This is a genomic window from Streptococcus vestibularis, assembly GCF_900636445.1.
Classification (GTDB): domain Bacteria; phylum Bacillota; class Bacilli; order Lactobacillales; family Streptococcaceae; genus Streptococcus; species Streptococcus vestibularis.
On the sequence record NZ_LR134275.1, the window covers coordinates 182,050 to 201,224 of the forward strand.

16 protein-coding genes and 1 pseudogene are annotated in these 19,175 nt (G+C 40.3%); 16 read left to right on the forward strand and 1 reads right to left on the reverse strand.

The features are described 5' to 3' along the window. The first annotated feature begins 24 nt into the window (after positions 1 to 24). Positions 25 to 1,443 carry a Fe-S cluster assembly protein SufB gene (gene sufB / locus EL076_RS01075; protein WP_002883666.1) on the forward strand — a complete coding sequence of 473 codons (1,419 nt, stop codon included), beginning with the start codon at positions 25 to 27 and terminating at the stop codon, positions 1,441 to 1,443. A gap of 322 nt (positions 1,444 to 1,765) precedes the next feature. Here the strand turns inward: sufB and EL076_RS01080 are convergent. Beyond that, positions 1,766 to 3,015 (reverse strand): annotated as a pseudogene (locus tag EL076_RS01080) (ISL3 family transposase). Between the two features lie 130 nt (positions 3,016 to 3,145). Here EL076_RS01080 and EL076_RS01085 point away from each other — a divergent pair. From EL076_RS01085 to EL076_RS01155, 15 genes are all read left to right on the forward strand, one after another. Beyond that, complete coding sequence (locus tag EL076_RS01085) at positions 3,146 to 4,792, forward strand: peptide ABC transporter substrate-binding protein (RefSeq protein WP_003098122.1); 1,647 nt, start codon at positions 3,146 to 3,148, stop codon at positions 4,790 to 4,792. A gap of 130 nt (positions 4,793 to 4,922) precedes the next feature. After that, the gene (locus EL076_RS01090) at positions 4,923 to 5,837 is read left to right on the forward strand and encodes an ABC transporter permease (protein ID WP_126428943.1); all 915 of its coding nucleotides are present in this window, start codon (positions 4,923 to 4,925) and stop codon (positions 5,835 to 5,837) included. 10 nt (positions 5,838 to 5,847) lie between these two features. Next, positions 5,848 to 6,879, forward strand: coding sequence for an ABC transporter permease (locus EL076_RS01095; protein ID WP_408055269.1), 1,032 nt, complete (start codon positions 5,848 to 5,850; stop codon positions 6,877 to 6,879). Between the two features lie 13 nt (positions 6,880 to 6,892). Beyond that, a complete protein-coding gene (locus EL076_RS01100; RefSeq protein ID WP_037621603.1) occupies positions 6,893 to 7,933 on the forward strand; it encodes an ABC transporter ATP-binding protein in 1,041 nt (346 codons plus the stop codon). A gap of 1 nt (position 7,934) precedes the next feature. Next, positions 7,935 to 8,873 (forward strand): ABC transporter ATP-binding protein, encoded by a 939-nt coding sequence (locus EL076_RS01105; protein WP_003098114.1) that lies wholly within the window; start codon positions 7,935 to 7,937, stop codon positions 8,871 to 8,873. A gap of 228 nt (positions 8,874 to 9,101) precedes the next feature. Beyond that, a complete protein-coding gene (locus tag EL076_RS10155) occupies positions 9,102 to 9,266 on the forward strand; it encodes a hypothetical protein (protein ID WP_003098113.1) in 165 nt (54 codons plus the stop codon). A gap of 117 nt (positions 9,267 to 9,383) precedes the next feature. Beyond that, positions 9,384 to 10,250, forward strand: coding sequence for an Hsp33 family molecular chaperone HslO (gene hslO / locus EL076_RS01115; RefSeq protein WP_002883609.1), 867 nt, complete (start codon positions 9,384 to 9,386; stop codon positions 10,248 to 10,250). Continuing rightward, positions 10,243 to 11,220, forward strand: coding sequence for a tRNA dihydrouridine synthase DusB (dusB, locus tag EL076_RS01120; protein ID WP_117647330.1), 978 nt, complete (start codon positions 10,243 to 10,245; stop codon positions 11,218 to 11,220). The genes hslO and dusB overlap by 8 nt, the downstream gene beginning before the upstream one ends. A gap of 228 nt (positions 11,221 to 11,448) precedes the next feature. Beyond that, entirely contained in the window at positions 11,449 to 12,717 is a 1,269-nt protein-coding gene (locus EL076_RS01125; RefSeq protein WP_003095034.1) for an MFS transporter, read from the forward strand. A gap of 105 nt (positions 12,718 to 12,822) precedes the next feature. Next, positions 12,823 to 13,266 (forward strand): zinc-dependent MarR family transcriptional regulator, encoded by a 444-nt coding sequence (locus EL076_RS01130; protein ID WP_003095002.1) that lies wholly within the window; start codon positions 12,823 to 12,825, stop codon positions 13,264 to 13,266. Between the two features lies 1 nt (position 13,267). Further along, positions 13,268 to 13,975 carry a metal ABC transporter ATP-binding protein gene (locus tag EL076_RS01135; protein WP_003095024.1) on the forward strand — a complete coding sequence of 236 codons (708 nt, stop codon included), beginning with the start codon at positions 13,268 to 13,270 and terminating at the stop codon, positions 13,973 to 13,975. After that, complete coding sequence (locus tag EL076_RS01140) at positions 13,968 to 14,780, forward strand: metal ABC transporter permease (RefSeq protein ID WP_003095010.1); 813 nt, start codon at positions 13,968 to 13,970, stop codon at positions 14,778 to 14,780. The genes EL076_RS01135 and EL076_RS01140 overlap by 8 nt, the downstream gene beginning before the upstream one ends. Before the next feature lie 162 nt (positions 14,781 to 14,942). Beyond that, positions 14,943 to 15,881 carry an AEC family transporter gene (locus EL076_RS01145; RefSeq protein ID WP_126428947.1) on the forward strand — a complete coding sequence of 313 codons (939 nt, stop codon included), beginning with the start codon at positions 14,943 to 14,945 and terminating at the stop codon, positions 15,879 to 15,881. A gap of 155 nt (positions 15,882 to 16,036) precedes the next feature. Next, positions 16,037 to 18,223, forward strand: a complete 2,187-nt coding sequence (locus EL076_RS01150; protein ID WP_126428949.1) for a PTS transporter subunit IIBC — start codon at positions 16,037 to 16,039, stop codon at positions 18,221 to 18,223. 98 nt (positions 18,224 to 18,321) lie between these two features. Continuing rightward, complete coding sequence (locus EL076_RS01155; RefSeq protein WP_117647339.1) at positions 18,322 to 19,137, forward strand: endonuclease/exonuclease/phosphatase family protein; 816 nt, start codon at positions 18,322 to 18,324, stop codon at positions 19,135 to 19,137. Positions 19,138 to 19,175 lie beyond the last annotated feature (38 nt).

Here is a 19,175-nt window from a genome sequence, read left to right on the forward strand (position 1 = left end):
AAACCTTTAATAAAGGAAAATACTATGACTGAAACAAATGAAAAAGTAGAACCAAAACCCATTGATCTTGGGGAATATAAATACGGTTTCCATGATGATGTGACACCAGTCTTTTCAACCGGAAAAGGAATCAGTGAAGACGTGGTCCGTGCCATGTCTGCTGAAAAGGGGGAACCTGAGTGGATGCTTGAATTCCGCTTAAAATCATTGGAAACCTTTAACAAAATGGCTATGCAAGAGTGGGGGCCAGACCTTTCTGGTATTAACTTTGATGACCTGACTTATTTCCAAAAGGCATCAGACAAACCTGCTCGTGACTGGGAAGATGTTCCTGAGAAAATCAAGGAAACTTTTGAACGTATTGGTATCCCAGAAGCAGAGCGTGCCTATCTTGCTGGAGCCTCAGCTCAGTATGAATCAGAAGTGGTTTACCACAACATGAAAGAAGAGTATGACAAGTTGGGTATCATCTTTACAGATACAGACTCAGCCCTTAAAGAGCATCCAGAACTCTTCAAGAAGTACTTCTCAAAACTGGTTCCACCAACAGATAATAAATTTGCTGCCCTTAACTCAGCCTTCTGGTCAGGTGGTACCTTTATCTATGTACCTAAAGGCGTTAAGGTAGATATTCCGCTTCAAACCTACTTCCGTATCAATAACGAAGCAACTGCTCAGTTTGAACGTACTCTTATCATCGTTGATGAAGGTGCCAGCGTTCACTATGTTGAAGGATGTACAGCGCCAACTTACACAACGGCAAGCCTTCATGCGGCCATCGTTGAAATCTTTGCACTTGATGGTGCCTACATGCGCTACTCAACTATCCAAAACTGGTCAGATAGCGTCTACAACTTGGTAACTAAACGTGCTACGGCTAAGAAAAATGCGACTGTTGAGTGGATTGATGGTAACCTTGGAGCCGAAGTAACTATGAAATATCCATCTGTTTACCTTGATGGAGAAGGTGCACGTGGTACCATGCTTTCAATTGCTTTTGCTAATGCTGGTCAACACCAAGATACAGGGGCTAAGATGATTCACAATGCACCGCATACATCATCATCTATTGTTTCTAAATCAATCGCTCGTAATGGTGGTAAGGTTGACTATCGTGGACAAGTAACCTTCAACAAAGATTCTAAGAAATCGGTATCTCACATTGAATGTGACACCATCTTGATGGATGATTTGTCTAAATCAGATACTATCCCATTCAACGAAATCCACAATTCACAAGTTGCGCTTGAACACGAAGCTAAAGTTTCTAAGATTTCTGAAGAACAGCTCTACTACCTCATGAGCCGTGGACTTTCAGAACAAGAAGCAACTGAAATGATTGTCATGGGATTTGTGGAACCATTTACCAAAGAACTTCCAATGGAATATGCTGTTGAGCTTAACCGCTTGATTAGTTATGAAATGGAAGGATCAGTTGGGTAAGAAGTAAGCTTGTGTATAAATACAGAGTAAACTGAGAAATTGGTTCAAAATACTATAAGGTTAAGATATATCTCTTAGCCTTTTTTGTTTGGATTGATTGTAAAACGTTTATGTGTAGTGGACAAGAGTTATAGATGCGTCATTTTTTGGATATTTCGAGTCTTTTTCGAGACAAAATAACTGAATTGTCGAATTATTCAGAATTAGGTCTTTACTTTAGGCTATTTTAAGGTATAATTATACACGAAAGTAAATTTTTGATTGGAGGAGGTTTCTTATAATGGCTCTTTGTCAACTGTAGTGGGTGACGAAAAGCTAACATCTAGAGAGGACCTGATAGGTCTTCTCTTTTTTTATGTTCAGAGTGATGAAGACACGTTTCTTAAAGTTGATGAAGTTTCTAAAACCGAAGCCCAACCGTTTGATGTCTTTAATCAACTTGTTGGTAGCTTCCAGTTTTGCGTTTGAATAGTCTGTTTCTAGTGCATTTTGGATGTATTGTTTGTGTCTAAGAAAAGTTCTAAAGACCGTTTGAAAATAGTGATTGACTTTGCTTCTATTTTCCTCTATCAGCTCAAAGAATTCATCTACTCTCTTCTCCTGAAAGTGAAAAAGCAAAAGCTGATAAAGGTTATAATAATTAGCGAGTTCCTCTGAGAAATTCAATGTCTTCTCAACAACTTCATGTGGTGCTAAAGTTTGGCGGAAAGTCTTTGAATAAAAAGAGTTGAGAGATAGTTTACGGCTGTCCTTTTGGAAAAGTCGCCAGTGATTCTTCAAGGCTCGATAGGGTAGTGACTTCTTATCGAACTGGTTCATAATGGCAATTCTTGTCTTTAAAAAGGCTCGACCAAGGTGCTGGATGATGTGGAAACGATCAAGAACGATTTTGGCGTTTGGAAAGAGTCTGTGGGCTAGTGGGATATAGGCTCCAGACATATCCATCGTGATAAACTGCACCTTTTGTCGAGCTTTCAATGGATACTTCAAAAAGTAGTTTCGTATAGTGGTTTGGCGGCGATTATCAAGGATGGTTATGAGTTCGTTGGTCTCATAATTCTGCGCCACAAAAGCCAAGTCACCTTTCTTGAACCCAAACTCATCCCAGGACATTATAGCTGGAAGTTTGTCATAATGTTTCTTGAAAGTGAACTGGTCAAGCTTACGATAGACAGTGGACGTTGACACACGAAGTCTTCTGGCAATATCCGTTAGTGACACCTTCTCAGTTAGGAGTTGTGTAACCTTTTGTCGGACCAGATTAGAGATTTGGCAGTTTTTCTCAACGATAGATGTCTCAGCCACCGTTACTCTCTTACAACTTTTGCACTGGAAACGACGTTTTTTCAGACGTAGTAGAGTTGGAGTTCCAGCTTGCTCGAGAAGAGGGATTTTAGAGTTTTTTTGAAAGTCATATTTGATCATCTTTCCATGGCAGTGAGGACATGATGGTGCAGGGTAATCGAGTTTTGCTTGAATCTCTATATGAGTGTCAGTTTCAAAAACAAGTGAAATAATGATATTTTGGTCTTTAATTCCGATTAATTCTGTGGTATTCTTAATAAGTCTCATAAGTTCTTCCTAATGATGGTTTGGTTGCTTTTCATTATAGTTCTTATGGGACTTTTTGTCTGCATTCAAAAAGCTCCATAATCTCTACAGTGGTTTTACCCACTACAGAAATTATAGAGCCCTTATAATTATGATTAAGAAACGTAACTTTAAGAGTATTGTAGCTGTTGGAGTAATTGCTTTGGCTTCTGCAACACTTCTTGCTGCTTGTGGCTCAAAATCAACCTCAAGTAAAGATGAAATTAATTGGTACACCCCTACTGAAATATTGACCCTTGATATTTCTAAAAATTCAGATCACTATTCAGCCTTGGCGATTGGGAACTCAGAAAGTAACTTACTTCGTGTTGATAAAGATGGGAAGTTGCAACCTGATTTGGCTAAAAAGGTTGATGTGTCAGCCGATGGTTTAACTTATACAGCGACTCTTAGAGATGGCTTGAAGTATTCAGATGGTACTAAGATTACTGCTGAGGACTTTGTCTATACTTGGCAACGTATGGTTGATCCTGCTACAGCTTCTGAGTATGCTTACCTTACTTCAGATTCTCACCTTGTTAATGCTGCAGACATTATTGCTGGTAAGAAGAGTGTTGATGAATTAGGTGTTAAGGCTGAGGGAAATAAAGTTATCTTTACCTTGTCAAATCCTTCTCCACAATTCAAGAGTCTTTTGTCATTCTCAAACTTTGTCCCACAACATAAGGAATTTGTAGAGAAGGCTGGAAAACAATATGGAACGAAGTCTGACAAACAAATTTATTCTGGACCTTTTAAAGTTGAAAATTGGAATGGTACAAGTGGTAGCTTCAAACTTGTCAAAAATGACAATTATTGGGATGCTAAGCATGTCAAAACAAAGACAATCAATATTCAAACGGTTAAAAAACCTGATACAGCCGTCCAAATGTATAAACAAGGTCAACTTGACTTTGCAAATATTTCAAATACGTCAGCAATTTTTAACTCAAATAAAAAGAACAAAGATGTTGTTACAGTTCCAGAAGCAACAACAGCTTATATGACCTATAATGAAACTGGTAAAGTTAAAGGTCTAGATAATCTTAAAATCCGTCAAGCTCTCAACCTTGCTACTGACCGTAAAGGTATTGTCGAAGCTGCGGTTGATACGGGTTCAGTTCCAGCAACTAGTCTTGTACCTACTGGATTGGAAAAATTACCTGATGGTACTGATTTATCTAAATATGTGGCACCTGGCTATAGCTATAACAAGGAAGAAGCAGCTAAGCTCTTTAAAGAAGGTCTTGCTGAAGCTGGTTTAAGCGACTTGAAATTGACAATTACAGCAGATTCAGATACACCTGCTGCTAAAGCTGCAGTTGATTACATTAAAGAAACTTGGGAAAAAGCTCTTCCTGGTTTGACTGTTGAAGAAAAATTTGTGACATTTAAACAACGTATTGAAGATACCAAAAATCAAAACTTTGATGTCGCTCTAGTCAATTGGGGTGGTGACTATCCAGAAGGATCAACATTCTATGGCTTGTTCACTTCAAATTCATCTTATAACTATGGTAAGGCAAATAGCTCTACATACGATGCAGCCTATGAAAAAGCTATTTCGGCTGATGCATTAGATCCAACAGCTGCTGCAAATGATTATAAAGCTGCTGAAAAAGCACTTTATGATGAAGCAATGTATAATCCGGTTTACTTCCGATTTACAAAAGGTTTACAAAATCCTTCAATTAAAGGACTTGTACGTAACTCAACTGGTCTTGATGTTGACTTCACCTATGCTTATAAAGATAAATAGTTGCTATCATTATAATGACAGAGTAAAGTAGAACATTCATCAGCTACTGTATGTACGTTTATCACAAAATGAACTAAGAAGCTGGCGGCTTTAGTCCCAGCTTCTTTCGTTGTTACATAAAGGAAATTTTATGACGAAATATTTATTGAAAAGGATAGCTATTTTGCTAGTTACCTTATGGGTGGTTGTCACTCTATCTTTCTTCTTAATGCAAGTTATGCCGGGGTCACCATTCAATAATCCCAAATTAACGAATGATATGATTGCGGTTATGAATAAGCAATATGGCTTAGATAAGCCTGTATGGCAACAGTATTTGCAATATCTTTGGAATGTCCTGCACGGTGATTTAGGAACAAGTTATCAGTCTGCGAATCAGCCTGTTAGCATGATGATTAGTCAACGTTTGGCAGTTTCAGCGCAATTGGGTATTCAAGCCCTTGTTGTTGGGGTTTTGGCTGGTCTTTTTGTGGGAGCAGTGTCGGCACGTAATAAAAATAACTGGATTGATAATATCTTGAGCGTGCTATCAACACTCGGTATTTCAGTGCCATCATTTATTATCGGTCTTCTGCTTTTGGATTACCTTGGATTTAAGTGGGGAGTTCTTCCTTTATCTGGATGGGGCTCATTTAGCCAAACGATTTTACCTACTTTAGCTCTTGCTATTCCAGTATTTGCTCAAGTCACCCGTTTTTTTCGTAGTGAAATGATTGAAACCATGAATACTGATTATATTCAACTAGCTAGGGCTAAGGGGTTGACAACACGTCAAATTAGTAATCGACACGCCTATCGCAATTCAATGATTCCTATTCTTACCTTAATCGGTCCAATGGCTGCTAATATTCTAACAGGTTCAGCACTTATAGAGCAGATTTTCTCAATTCCTGGGATTGGTCAACAGTTTGTTACCTCTATTCCAACAAAAGATTATCCTGTCATTATGGGAACCACTATCGTTTATGCCGTTATGCTTATGGTAGCTATCCTATTGACAGATATCATTACTAGTTTCGTGGATCCACGTGTCCGTCTGAAGTAAGGAGAGTATCATGGAAGAAAAACAACTATTCAAACTTGTTGGTGCTGGAAATACTGAATCACAAGAAAAAATTGAAAAACCGACTCTCTCTTTTACACAAGATGCTTGGAGACGTCTGAAAAAAAATAAACTGGCGACCATATCCCTTTGGTTTTTAGCCATTCTACTGGTCTTTTCGATTGGCTCAAATTTCTTTGTTAATGCCAAGGATGCTAATAGTTTTAATGGTGGTGAAGTTAAGACATATCGTAATTTACCACCTAAACTATCAGATAGCTTACCATTCTGGAATGGTAGTATTGTCTTTTCAGGTAATACGGAGCCTAATGATGTGTACTCTGATCAATCAGTTCCAAAAGACGATAAATTTATTTTGGGAACTGACAATCTAGGACGTAGCTTAGCGAAACGTGTGATTGTTGGTATACGTATCTCTCTCTTAATTGCCATCGTTGCTACTTTAATTGATTTGATTATTGGAGTAACCTATGGTCTGGTGTCAGGTTTCTTAGGTGGGAAAATTGACCTCTTCATGCAACGTGTTATTGAGGTTATCTCATCTATCCCTAACTTGGTCATAGTAACGATGTTAGGGCTTCTCTTGGGTAGTGGTGTGTTGTCAATCATTATCTCAATTGCCATTGTCGGATGGACGTCTATGGCGCGTCAAGTCCGTAATTTGACCCTATCCTACCGAGAACGTGAATTTGTTTTAGCCTCACGTGCTTTGGGTGAAAATAACTTCAAGATAGCTTTTAAACATGTTTTACCAAATATTTCAGGTATCATTATTGTTCAAATTATGATGACCGTTCCAAGTGCTATTATGTACGAGGCGGTTCTATCAGCTATCAATTTGGGGGTTAAGCCACCAACAGCTTCTTTAGGTTCGTTGATTACGGATGCTTCTGAGAATCTTCAATACTACCCTTATCAGGTGGTAATTCCTTCCTTGGCTCTTGTTTTTATCTCTCTTGCCTTCATTCTTTTAGGGGACGGCTTGCGTGATGCATTTGACCCTAAATCTAACAAAGAAAACTAATAGGAGCGTAATAATGATGAAAGAAACGATTTTAAGTGTAAAAAATCTCCATGTTAATTTTCATACTTACGCTGGAGAAGTAAAAGCGATTCGTGATGTCAATTTTGACTTGAAAAAAGGTGAGACACTGGCAATTGTTGGTGAGTCTGGTTCAGGAAAATCTGTAACGACAAGGACGCTAATGGGTCTATCAGACAAAAACGCTAAGGTAACTGGAGACATTACCTTTAAAGGGCATGATATGCAAGCCTTGAAGGAGGAAGATTGGGTTAAAGTTCGTGGAAATGATATTGCTATGATTTTTCAAGATCCCATGACCAGTCTTGACCCTACTATGAAAATTGGGCGCCAAATTGCTGAGCCTATCATGATTCATACCAAAGTATCTCAGAAAGAAGCCTTAGATATGGCTTTACAATTAATGAAAGATGTTGGGATACCTAATGCCGAAGAACATATAAATGACTACCCTCACCAATGGTCAGGAGGAATGCGTCAAAGAGCAGTAATTGCCATTGCTCTAGCTGCAGATCCTGAAATTTTGATTGCTGATGAGCCTACTACAGCTTTAGATGTTACGATTCAAGCACAAATTCTTCATCTGATGAAAAAAATCCAAGAAGAGCGTGATTCATCCATTATTTTTATTACTCATGACTTGGGTGTTGTCGCTGGGATGGCTGATCGTGTGGCGGTTATGTATGCTGGTAAAATTGTGGAATATGGGACTGTGGATGAGGTTTTCTATAATCCGCAACACCCATACACATGGGGACTTCTTAACTCTATGCCTACAACAGAAACAGAATCTGGCAGCCTAGAAGCTATTCCAGGAACTCCTCCAGATTTGCTTTATCCTCCTAAAGGTGATGCCTTTGCTACTCGAAATGTCTTTGCTTTAGATATTGATTATCAGGAAGAACCGCCAATGTTTAAAGTATCAGATACGCATTTTGCAGCAACATGGCTCTTAGATGAACGAGCTCCTAAAGTAACCCCTCCTTCACCAATATTGAAACGATGGGAAAAATGGTCAAAGATGAAGGAGAAATAAGATGACACAAGAACGTAAAAAGTTAGTAGAACTAAAAAATGTGTCTCTAACTTTTAATAAAGGAAAATCAAACGAAGTTAAGGCTATTGATGACGTTAGCTTTGATATCTATGAGGGCGAAATTTTTGGCCTAGTTGGCGAATCTGGATCAGGTAAAACAACCATTGGGCGTTCTGTTTTAAAACTTTCTGATATTGATTCGGGTACTATTACCTTTTCAGGTAATGAGATATCAAGTTTAAAAGGAAAAGATCTTCATGATTTCCGTAAGACAGCTCAGATGATTTTTCAAGATCCTCAAGCTAGTCTTAATGGACGCATGAAAATCCGTGATATTATTGCTGAAGGCATTGATATTCATAAATTGGCTAAATCTAAGGAAGAGCGTGAAGCTAAGGTTAAAGAACTCATTGATTTGGTAGGGTTAAATGAAGATCACCTATCAAGATATCCTCATGAGTTTTCTGGTGGTCAACGTCAAAGGATTGGTATTGCGCGTGCTTTAGCGGTTAATCCTCATTTTATTGTAGCAGACGAACCGATTTCTGCTTTGGATGTTTCTATTCAAGCACAAGTGGTTAATTTGATGCAGAAGTTGCAACATGAACAGGGGTTAACTTATTTGTTTATTGCCCATGATCTGTCAATGGTTAAATATATATCCGATCGCATTGGTGTGATGCATTGGGGTAAACTCCTTGAAGTAGGACCAGCAGATGAGATTTATCATAATCCAATTCATCCTTATACAAAGAGTCTATTGTCTGCAATTCCAGAACCAGATCCAGAAAGAGAGCGTAAGCGTCAGCATTTGATTTACAATTCCTCTATTGAAAATGATGGGGAAAATAGACAAATGTATGAAATCCGACCAGGGCATTTTGTTTATGCTACAGAAGCAGAGGCTAAAAATTATAAAGAAGAAGCCAAGGCTAATTAAACTGTAAAAAGGTGGTGATTCCCTAGTCACCTCCTTTTTATTTTTAGATTAGTAAGCGTTTACGATACATAGGCAAAACAGTATAATAACGACTGGCTACTCAATCAGATTCGTGGGACAGCCAACGTCGTCAGTAAGGTTTTTAAGTTTGAGAGTCTGGATATTAATTGGGGTCAGGTAGAAGACGAGCAAGGGTACACTGTTGATGGAAATGACTACATTGATGATTTGTTAATTCATGAAAAGTATGATCAGGCGACTGCCTTCATTCATAGTCAACTCAAACGTTTGACGACTGATGACTATAATCTCCTTGTCAGTGTCTATATGGAGTATTTGGAGAATTTACCACCTGTAATAAGACAGAAACACCATTTTGATGATAGAAAATAGCAAGTTTGAGGGAAAAACTGTCCGAATTTTCATGGTAATTTGATAGAGAGTGTGGAAGAGAAACGCCGAGCGTTTACGATTTTTCCACCCTCTTTTTTGTGTTATAATAGAATCACTATGGATAAATTAATTAAAACAATTTCAGAATCAGGTTCTTTCCGTGCTTACGTTCTTGATAGCACTGAAACAGTTAGAACCGCACAAGAAAAACACAATACTCTATCATCATCTACAGTTGCTTTGGGGCGTACCCTTATTGCTAACCAAATTTTGGCTGCTAACCAAAAAGGTGAAAGCAAAATTACGGTTAAGGTTATCGGAAACAGCTCTTTTGGTCATATTATCTCTGTAGCTGATACCAAAGGACATGTTAAGGGCTACATCCAAAATCCAGGTGTGGATATCAAGAAAACAGCGACTGGTGAAGTTTTGGTGGGTCCTTTCATGGGGCAAGGGCAGTTTGTCTCAATCATCGATTATGGAACTGGTAATCCTTACACGTCATCAACACCACTTATTTCTGGAGAAATCGGCGAAGACTTTGCCTACTATTTGACAGAATCTGAGCAAACGCCATCTGCTGTTGGTCTTAATGTACTTCTTGACGAAGAGGACAAGGTCAAGGTTGCTGGTGGTTTCATGCTTCAGGTCTTGCCAGGAGCTAGCGAAGAAGAGATCGCTCGTTACGAAAAACGCATCCAGGAGATGCCTGCCATTTCAACGCTTTTGGAATCTGATGACCATATTGAAGCTCTCTTGAATGCCATTTATGGGGATGAACCTTTCAAACGTTTGTCTGAAGAGGAGCTTAGCTTTGAGTGTGATTGCTCACGTGAACGTTTTGAAAATGCCCTCTTGACACTTGGTAAGGATGAACTTCAAGCCATGAAAGACGAGGATCATGGGGCTGAGATCGTCTGCCAATTCTGCCAAACCAAGTATGAATTTTCAGAAGCTGACTTGGAGGAACTCATCAATGACTAAGCTTAATTCGTCCTTCATGATTGGAAATGTGGAGATTCCTCATCGTACAGTACTAGCTCCTATGGCGGGTGTGACTAACTCTGCCTTCCGTACTATTGCAAAGGAATTTGGTGCTGGTCTTGTTGTGATGGAGATGATCTCTGAAAAGGGTCTCCTCTACAATAATGAGAAAACCCTCCACATGCTTCATATCGATGAGAATGAGCATCCAATGTCTATCCAACTTTTCGGTGGTGATGCTGAGGGCTTGAAGCGTGCGGCTGACTTTATCCAGACCAATACCAAGGCTGATATTGTTGATATCAACATGGGTTGTCCAGTCAATAAGGTAGTCAAAAATGAAGCGGGGGCCAAGTGGCTCAAGGATCCAGACAAGATTTACCACATCGTCAAGGAAGTAACATCAGTACTTGATATTCCTTTGACTGTTAAGATGCGTACAGGTTGGTCAGACAGTGATTTGGCTGTAGAAAATGCTCTTGCAGCTGAGTCTGCAGGTGTTTCTGCCCTTGCTATGCACGGCCGTACTCGTGAGCAGATGTACACAGGTCACTGTGACCACGAGACTTTGGCCCGTGTTGCTAAGGCTATCACTAAGATTCCGTTTATCGGAAATGGTGATGTTCGTAGCGTTCAAGACGCTAAGCTCATGATTGAAGAACTTGGTGTTGATGCCGTTATGGTGGGGCGTGCAGCTATGAACAATCCATATATCTTCACGCAAATTAACCACTTCTTCGAAACAGGAGAAGAGTTGCCAGATCTTCCATTTGATAAGAAGCTGGACATCGCTGAAGACCACCTCAAACGTTTGGTGGACCTTAAAGGTGAAAAGATTGCTGTCCGTGAATTCCGTGGTCTGGCACCACACTATCTTCGTGGAACAGCAGGAGCAGCTAAGGTTCGTGGCGAAGTTTCACGTGCCGAGTCTGTTGATCAGGTTGAAAAAATCTTTGCGACTTTGCGATAAAATAGAAAGAGCCCTGTTAGTATATACTCTAACAGGGCTCATATATAATAAATTGCTTGTAATCTGACGAATAAAGCGATAAGACAGCTGTCTAACTCTTCAATATTCAAGTTAAGAGAAAAGAATCGATTACATATCTATGAATATTATCCTAATAATGAGGAGAGAGATGTAACTCATGAGTATCAATTTATGTTTAATCTATTTCTTACCCATCAGGAGGTTTAAATGCAGCTTTTTTTACAACACAAGCCTTATAGGGTTTTGACCCTGTCCATCTTGTTAGGTATCTTTGGGACCACCTTGTTTGACTTGGTTTCGGTTCTCTATGCGGCTACCTTCCCTAATCCAGAATTGGCGGTGGGGTTGGCGAGTTTGATTACCTCGCTTCCCTATGTTTTTGATTTTATTGTGGGTTATGTCTCTGATCGAGCGTCAAATAGCTTTAAGGCCATGAAATTGGTACGCTGGTTGCAGATGAGTCTATATGTCTTTTTTGGGGTGTTAACCTTGCTTAGACCTAGTTGGTGGGTCTTCGTCTTGGTCCTAGCCATCAACTTTATGAGTGATATTATTGGTAATTACACTGCCTATCTCAATCTTTCCCTCAATCGTCAGGTGGTGGATGAGGAGAATTTTTCCTTGGCTATCTCTTTTCGCAAGGGAATGCCTAATATCGTCACCTTAGCGGGAAAGAGTGTGGGTGTCATGCTCATTGCCCTGCTGGCTCATAACTATTTCTTGTTTGCCTTGATTAATGTTTTGGTTTTCTTGGCTTCTTATCTGGTCTTGCGACGAGGGCAAAAACTTTTTGACTATCTTAATGAACCAGTACCTGAGTCCAAAGAACAACAAGCAGAATCCTTAAAAGCCCTGATTTGTCAGTTTGTCAAGGACACCATAACCAATTTCACCTTTCTCAAATCCCAGTCCTCTATTTTTAATTTGGTCATGATTTACTCTAGTATGAACCTGCTCTCGTCAGCCATGGCCACCCTGTTGATGATTTATCTCTTATCGGTCAAGGAGTTGCAGTTGGGGTCTTATGCTGTGACTATCACAGTCTTTGAGTCTATCGAATTGGTTGCTTTCTTTTTAGGATCACTTTTTCCGTTCGACTTTTACCGCAAGTTGTCCATTAGGTCCAACCTGCTTTTTGAGAATAGTCTAGCATTGTTGATGATTGTCAGTATCTTTATATGGCACAATCCCATTGTTCTCTTTACCTTGCTTTTTCTTTCTTCTTATGCGACAGCCATTTCCAACCCAAAATCGGATACCATCGTCATCTTCTCCATTGTTGAAGAGCGACAGAACGCTGTCTTTAGTATCTTTTCAACCATTGTCACAGCGACTGTACCCCTGGGTGCAGCTATGATTTTGGCTTTAAACCAGTCCTTGGGTGCCACTTTGTCATGGACGTTCTTGGTTCTCTTGGAGGTATTTAATATAGGTTACACCTGCTTTTGGAAGGAAAAGACACGGTCAGTATCTTAAACCTATTATCATTTTTAAGTCTAGCTGCGGTTGGGCTTTTTCTTTCCTCTTGCCAAACCTCTGTGTTTTCGATATAATTAACTGGTTAAGTATATGGAGAAAGCGATGCTAGAACTAGAAGAACAAGTTAATCAATTGATTAATCAAATCGTGCTCAAGTCTGAAAATCAGCATGAGCTCCTTATTGGGCAGTGCCGTAGTCAAGTTAAATTGACTAATACTCAGGAACATATTCTGATGCTTTTGGCCGAGGGTCGCAAGACCAATTCGGAGTTGGCAAAGACCTTAAATGTCAGTCAGGCTGCTGTTACCAAGGCTGTTAAGACCTTGGTCAAGGAAGGTATGTTGGAGGCCAAGAAGGACAAAGGTGATGGACGGGTAACCTATTTTGTCCTGACACAAGAGGCTCAACCTATTGCCCAGGAGCATGAGGAACACCACCAAGAGACTTTAGGTGTCTATCGCACTGTATTGGAGCAGTTTGATAGTAAAGAACGTCAGATTATAGGGCGTTTCTTGACGAAATTAGAAGAAAGAATCGAGGAATAAGATGCGTTATATTACAGTTGAAGGACTAAGCTTTCAGTATGATGCGGAGCCCGTTCTGGATAATATTCACTATCACTTGGATTCTGGGGAGTTTGTGACCCTGACTGGGGAAAATGGAGCTGCCAAGTCAACGCTTATAAAGGCTACCCTAGGGATTCTCAAGCCTAAGAAGGGAACTGTAACCATCTCTGAAACCAATAAAGATGGTAAAAAGCTTCGTATGGCCTATCTTCCCCAGCAAATTGCCAGCTTTAATGCAGGTTTTCCGAGCACGGTCTACGAGTTTGTGAAGTCTGGCCGTTATCCTCGTCAGGGCTGGTTCCGTCGTTTGACTAAGCACGACTTGGAGCATGTTCAACGTGCCCTTGAGTCTGTAGGTATGTGGGAAAATCGTCACAAGCAGATTGGACATCTCTCAGGTGGTCAAAAGCAGCGTGCCGTCATTGCTCGTATTTTTGCCTCAGATCCAGATATCTTTGTCTTGGACGAGCCAACGACAGGGATGGATGCAGGAACAGCCAATACCTTTTACGAACTCATGCACCACTCGGCTCACAAGCATGGCAAGTCTGTCTTGATGATTACCCACGACCCAGAGGAAGTTAAAGAGTACACAGACCGTAATATTCATCTGGTTCGTAACCAGAAATTGCCTTGGCGTTGTTTCAATGTCCATGAAAAGGATGGAGAGGAGCATAAACATGATTAGTGAATTATTAACCTATGATTTTATGCAGCGTGCTATTCTCGCCGTGATTGCTATCAGTATCTTTTCGCCAATTTTGGGGCTCTTCTTAATTCTTCGTCGTCAGAGTCTGATGAGTGATACCTTGAGTCACGTGTCCCTAGCTGGGGTGGCTGTTGGGATTTTCTTGGGACAATCAATCACTTGGATGACCCTAGTGGTTGTGGTTATTGCAGCTTTGGTTTTGGAATATCTCAGGGTTAGTTACAAGCATTATATGGAGATTTCAACGGCTATCCTCATGTCAATGGGATTGGCAGTGGCTCTTATTCTTAGTAACAAGGCGGGTAGCAGTAGCATGAGTCTGGACAGCTATCTTTTTGGTTCTATCATCACGATTAGCCCAGAGCAGGTGCGTGCCCTCTTTGTCATTGCGGCTATTGTACTGGTCTTGACTCTACTCTTTATTCGTCCTATGTATCTTTTGACTTTTGATGAGGACACTGCTCATGTAGATGGCTTGCCAGTTCGTCTCATGTCTCTCCTCTTCAATATTGTGACAGGGATAGCGATTGCCCTGATGATTCCAGCAGCAGGATCACTTTTGGTTTCCACCATCATGATTCTTCCAGCAGCTATTGGTATGAAAATAGGTCAAACCTTTAAATCTGTCATTTTTTGGGCTATTGGTATTGGTTTGATTGGTATGCTCTCTGGTATCTTTATTTCCTATTATTGGGAAACACCAGCCAGTGCAACTATTACCCTTATATTCATCGCCTTCTTTGGTCTGGTATCGATCTTTGAACCCCTCTTAAAAGCAGAGTAAATAATAGAAAAGGAGCTTGAGAAATCGAGCTCTTTTTGTGATATACTAAAGTAGTTTTTTAGATTTGAGTTAAACCAATAATGGTAGATTTCTATGCAGAAAAATGATTAGATTTTTCTGGTGTCCACTATCATTTGTAACAGTAACAAAAAAGGAGAAAACATGGAAATCTTTTTAACGAGTATATCGGGAATACTAGTCATCTTGGGTATGATTTTAGTGGGATTTGTTATGGGCGAAAAAGGCTGGTTTGATGACGAGTCACGTGGTCTTATAGCTAAGCTAGTCACCCAAATTGCCCTGCCTTGTTACATGCTCTATACGATCACACAGCGTTTCACAGCGACAGACCTACTCAAGATGTTGCCAGAGTTGCGTTTTCCTGCACTTTCCATGGCGATTTTGCTTGGGATTGCGACAGCGGTGGCTGGCATTTTTGCAGTAAAAAAGGAGCGTCGTGGTCTCTTTATTTCCATGTTTTTTAATTCGAACACCATTTTTGTGGGGCTCCCTATCAATCAAGCCCTCTTTGGGGATGCTAGTATTCCCTATGTTCTTATCTATTATATGTGCAATACGACCTTTTTCTGGACCTTGGGAACTTACCTTATTCAGCGAGATGGGGAAGGAGAGGCAGAATTTGATTTAAAAACAAGTCTGAAAAAGATCTTCTCTCCCCCTCTAATGGGTTTCATGTTAGGTCTTATTATTGTTATCCTTCATATTAAATTACCAACCTTTTTAGCCAGTGACTTGCAGTATTTGGGTAGTTTGACGACTCCTTTATCTATGATTTTCATCGGTTTGTCGGTATCCAATGCAGGTGTGAAGCAGTTAGTTCTTAAAAAGGACCAGGTGTTGATTTTGTTGGGACGCTTTGTAGTTGCTCCTCTCTTGATGGCTACCATTGTTTACTGGGCACCTCTCCCAACTTTGATGAAGCAAGTTTTTATCATCCAGTCGGCTATGCCTGTCATGACCAATGCACCTGTGGTTGCCAAACTCTACGGAGCTGATAGTGATTACGCTGCTGTCATGGTGACTGAGACTACCCTCGCGACCATGATCGTTATCCCAATTCTCATGGTTTTGATGGCCTAATAAATGTCTGAGCCCTCCAGTTTTTGCTGGGGGGACTCTCTTTGTAAAAAAAAATCAAAAAAAGTTTACGAAAACGCTTTACAAATCCCCAAAAGATGATATAATAATTACATAAGTTATGCAAGCGTTTGCATAGAAACGTAGGAGGAAATGAAATGAATAAGCTAAAAGAAAAATTTGGCTTTGAGTTCTGGCAAAAATTCGGTAAATCCCTCATGGTTGTTATCGCGGTTATGCCAGCAGCAGGTCTTATGATCTCTATCGGTAAAACGATTGCCATGATTAATCCAAACGTGGCACCTCTCGTTATTACGGGTGGATTTCTTGAGCAAATTGGTTGGGGGGTTATCGGTAACCTTCACATCTTGTTTGCCCTTGCCATTGGTGGTAGCTGGGCTAAGGAACGTGCAGGCGGTGCCTTTGCAGCAGGTCTAGCATTTATCCTGATTAACCGTTTGACTGGTTCAATCTTTGGTGTTACTTCAGATATTCTTGCTGATAAGGGTGCTACAGTTCACACACTTCTTGGTCAATCAATCAAGGTGTCTGACTACTTCATCAGTGTTTTGGAAGCTCCAGCCCTTAACATGGGTGTATTCGTAGGTATCATCTCTGGTTTCATCGGGGCTACTGCCTTTAACAAATACTATAACTTCCGTAAATTGCCAGAAGCTTTATCATTCTTCAATGGTAAACGTTTCGTACCATTTGTAGTTATTGTTCGTTCAGCTATTGCAGCTATCGTTCTTGCTATTGTATGGCCAGTTATCCAATCTGGAATTAATGGTTTTGGTATGTGGATTGCCAACTCGAAAGAAACTGCTCCAATTTTGGCACCGTTCTTGTTCGGTACATTGGAACGTCTTCTCTTGCCGTTTGGTCTCCACCACATGTTGACTATCCCAATTAACTATACTCAATTGGGTGGTACTTATGAAGTCTTGACTGGTGCTGCAAAAGGTACTAAAGTTTTGGGTCAAGATCCACTCTGGCTCGCATGGGTTACTGACCTTGCTAACCTTAAAGGTGCGCATCCAGATCAATATAAACACCTTCTTGAAGCTTATACACCAGCTCGTTTCAAAGTGGGTCAAATGATTGGTTCATTTGGTATCTTGATGGGTATGGTGGTAGCTATCTACCGTAACGTTGATGATGATAAGAAACATCAATACAAAGGTATGATGACTGCGACTGCGCTTGCAACATTCTTGACAGGGGTAACAGAACCTATCGAGTACATGTTCATGTTCGTAGCTACTCCACTGTACATCATTTACGCATTTGTACAAGGTGCTGCCTTTGCAATGGCTGACATCGTTCACCTCCGTGTTCACTCATTCGGTTCTATCGAATTCTTGACACGTACACCACTCGCTATTAACGCAGGTTTGGCGATGGATATCATTAACTTCATTTGGGTAACTGTACTCTTTGGTGTTATCATGTTCTTCATTGCTAACTTCATGATTAAGAAATTTGACTACGCTACACCAGGACGTAACGGTAACTATGAGCAAGGTGATGATGCTTCATCAGAATCTGCTGGCTCAGCAAGTGCTGGAACAAGCTCAGCAAGCTCACAAGTTATCAACATCATCAACCTTCTTGGTGGACGTGCTAACATCGTCGACGTTGACGCATGTATGACTCGTCTCCGTGTTACTGTTAAAGAAGCTGATAAAGTCGGAACTGAAGAACAATGGAAAGCTGAAGGAGCTATGGGTCTTGTCATGAAAGGACAAGGGGTTCAAGCTATCTATGGTCCTAAAGCAGACGTATTGAAATCTGATATCCAAGACGTACTTGATTCAGGTGAAGTTATTCCTGAAACACTTCCAAGTCAAATGACTGCTGTTCAAAAAGCAGAAGCTCAATTCAAAGGTGTAACTGAAGATGTTCACTCAGTTGCAGATGGTCAAGTTATCAATATTGAAGATGTAAAAGACCCAGTATTCTCACAAAAAATGATGGGTGACGGTTTCGCTGTGAAACCAGAAAACGGTAAGATTGTTTCTCCGGTATCTGGTAAAGTTGCAAGTATCTTCCCAACTAAACACGCTCTTGGTTTGGTAACTGACAATGGTCTTGAAGTTTTGGTTCACATCGGACTTGACACTGTTAGTCTTGAAGGTAAACCATTCGACGTTAAAGTTACTGAAGGTCAAACAGTTGCTGCAGGTGATCTCTTGGTTGAAGCAAACCTTGATGCTATCCGTGAAGCAGGTCGTGAAACATCTACAGTTGTTGTCTTTACTAATACAGACGCAATTAAATCAGTTAAAGTAGAACATACAGGAAAATTGGCAGCTAATGCTCCAGTTGCAAAAGTAGAACTTTAATTTGTTAAATAATAATCAAGCAGACAGCCCCTGGGCTGTTTTGTTTGTAAAAGACCTTGTTATCATTTCTATATGTAAGTCAGATAGAGGATAAGATTATGAAATTTCTAACCTTAAATACCCATAGTTGGATGGAAGAAGATGCAGAAGGAAAATTCCAAACCCTAAAGGAACAAATCCTTAAGGCTCAATATGATATCATTTGTTTCCAAGAAGTTAATCAGGAAATAGAGACGGCAGCTGTAGAAACGGATGCTTACTATCATGCGCTACCATCAGCAACACCAATCCACCAAGATCACTTTGTCCGTTTGCTTGTGGAAAAATTAGCTGAAGAGGGCCTTCAATATCATTGGACGTGGGCTTATAATCACATTGGTTATGATCACCTTAATGAAGGTGTTGCTGTCTTGTCACGCCAACCATTGACATCTAGCGAAATTTTAGTTTCAGATGTTGATGATCCAACAGACTATCATACACGCCGTGTGGCAGTGGCTGAGACGGCTGTAGATGGCCGAGAAGTTGCTGTTGCTAGTGTCCATCTTTCATGGTGGGATAAAGGTTTCCAAGAAGAGTGGGCACGTATTGAGGGACGTTTCCAATCTATTGGCAAACCGCTTATCCTAGCAGGGGACTTTAATAATCCAGCAGGTCGAGAAGGTTACCAAGCAATATTAGCCAGTCCGCTCAAACTTCAGGATAGCTTCCAAGTGGCTCAAGAAACAAATGGAAGCTATACAGTTGGACCTGGTATCGATGGTTGGAAAGGTAATGAAGAACCTTTACGTATTGACTATGTTTTTGCAAGCCAGGAGTGGGCAGTAAATCACCTTAGTGTCATTTTTGATGGAAACAATCAACCTCTAGTAAGTGATCATTATGGCCTTGAAGCAGAGCTAACATTTAAATAGTAACTGTAACCTATCGTGACCTAATAAGGGTAAAAAAA

What these genes read in the sequence shown, in the direction of transcription:
- sufB (WP_002883666.1), top strand. Translation starts at nt 25, where the DNA reads ATGACTGAAACAAATGAAAAAGTAGAACCAAAACCCATTGATCTTGGG.
- EL076_RS01085 (WP_003098122.1), top strand. Translation starts at nt 3,146, where the DNA reads ATGATTAAGAAACGTAACTTTAAGAGTATTGTAGCTGTTGGAGTAATT.
- EL076_RS01090 (WP_126428943.1), top strand. Translation starts at nt 4,923, where the DNA reads ATGACGAAATATTTATTGAAAAGGATAGCTATTTTGCTAGTTACCTTA.
- EL076_RS01095 (WP_408055269.1), top strand. Translation starts at nt 5,848, where the DNA reads ATGGAAGAAAAACAACTATTCAAACTTGTTGGTGCTGGAAATACTGAA.
- EL076_RS01100 (WP_037621603.1), top strand. Translation starts at nt 6,893, where the DNA reads ATGATGAAAGAAACGATTTTAAGTGTAAAAAATCTCCATGTTAATTTT.
- EL076_RS01105 (WP_003098114.1), top strand. Translation starts at nt 7,935, where the DNA reads ATGACACAAGAACGTAAAAAGTTAGTAGAACTAAAAAATGTGTCTCTA.
- hslO (WP_002883609.1), top strand. Translation starts at nt 9,384, where the DNA reads ATGGATAAATTAATTAAAACAATTTCAGAATCAGGTTCTTTCCGTGCT.
- dusB (WP_117647330.1), top strand. Translation starts at nt 10,243, where the DNA reads ATGACTAAGCTTAATTCGTCCTTCATGATTGGAAATGTGGAGATTCCT.
- EL076_RS01125 (WP_003095034.1), top strand. Translation starts at nt 11,449, where the DNA reads ATGCAGCTTTTTTTACAACACAAGCCTTATAGGGTTTTGACCCTGTCC.
- EL076_RS01130 (WP_003095002.1), top strand. Translation starts at nt 12,823, where the DNA reads ATGCTAGAACTAGAAGAACAAGTTAATCAATTGATTAATCAAATCGTG.
- EL076_RS01135 (WP_003095024.1), top strand. Translation starts at nt 13,268, where the DNA reads ATGCGTTATATTACAGTTGAAGGACTAAGCTTTCAGTATGATGCGGAG.
- EL076_RS01140 (WP_003095010.1), top strand. Translation starts at nt 13,968, where the DNA reads ATGATTAGTGAATTATTAACCTATGATTTTATGCAGCGTGCTATTCTC.
- EL076_RS01145 (WP_126428947.1), top strand. Translation starts at nt 14,943, where the DNA reads ATGGAAATCTTTTTAACGAGTATATCGGGAATACTAGTCATCTTGGGT.
- EL076_RS01150 (WP_126428949.1), top strand. Translation starts at nt 16,037, where the DNA reads ATGAATAAGCTAAAAGAAAAATTTGGCTTTGAGTTCTGGCAAAAATTC.
- EL076_RS01155 (WP_117647339.1), top strand. Translation starts at nt 18,322, where the DNA reads ATGAAATTTCTAACCTTAAATACCCATAGTTGGATGGAAGAAGATGCA.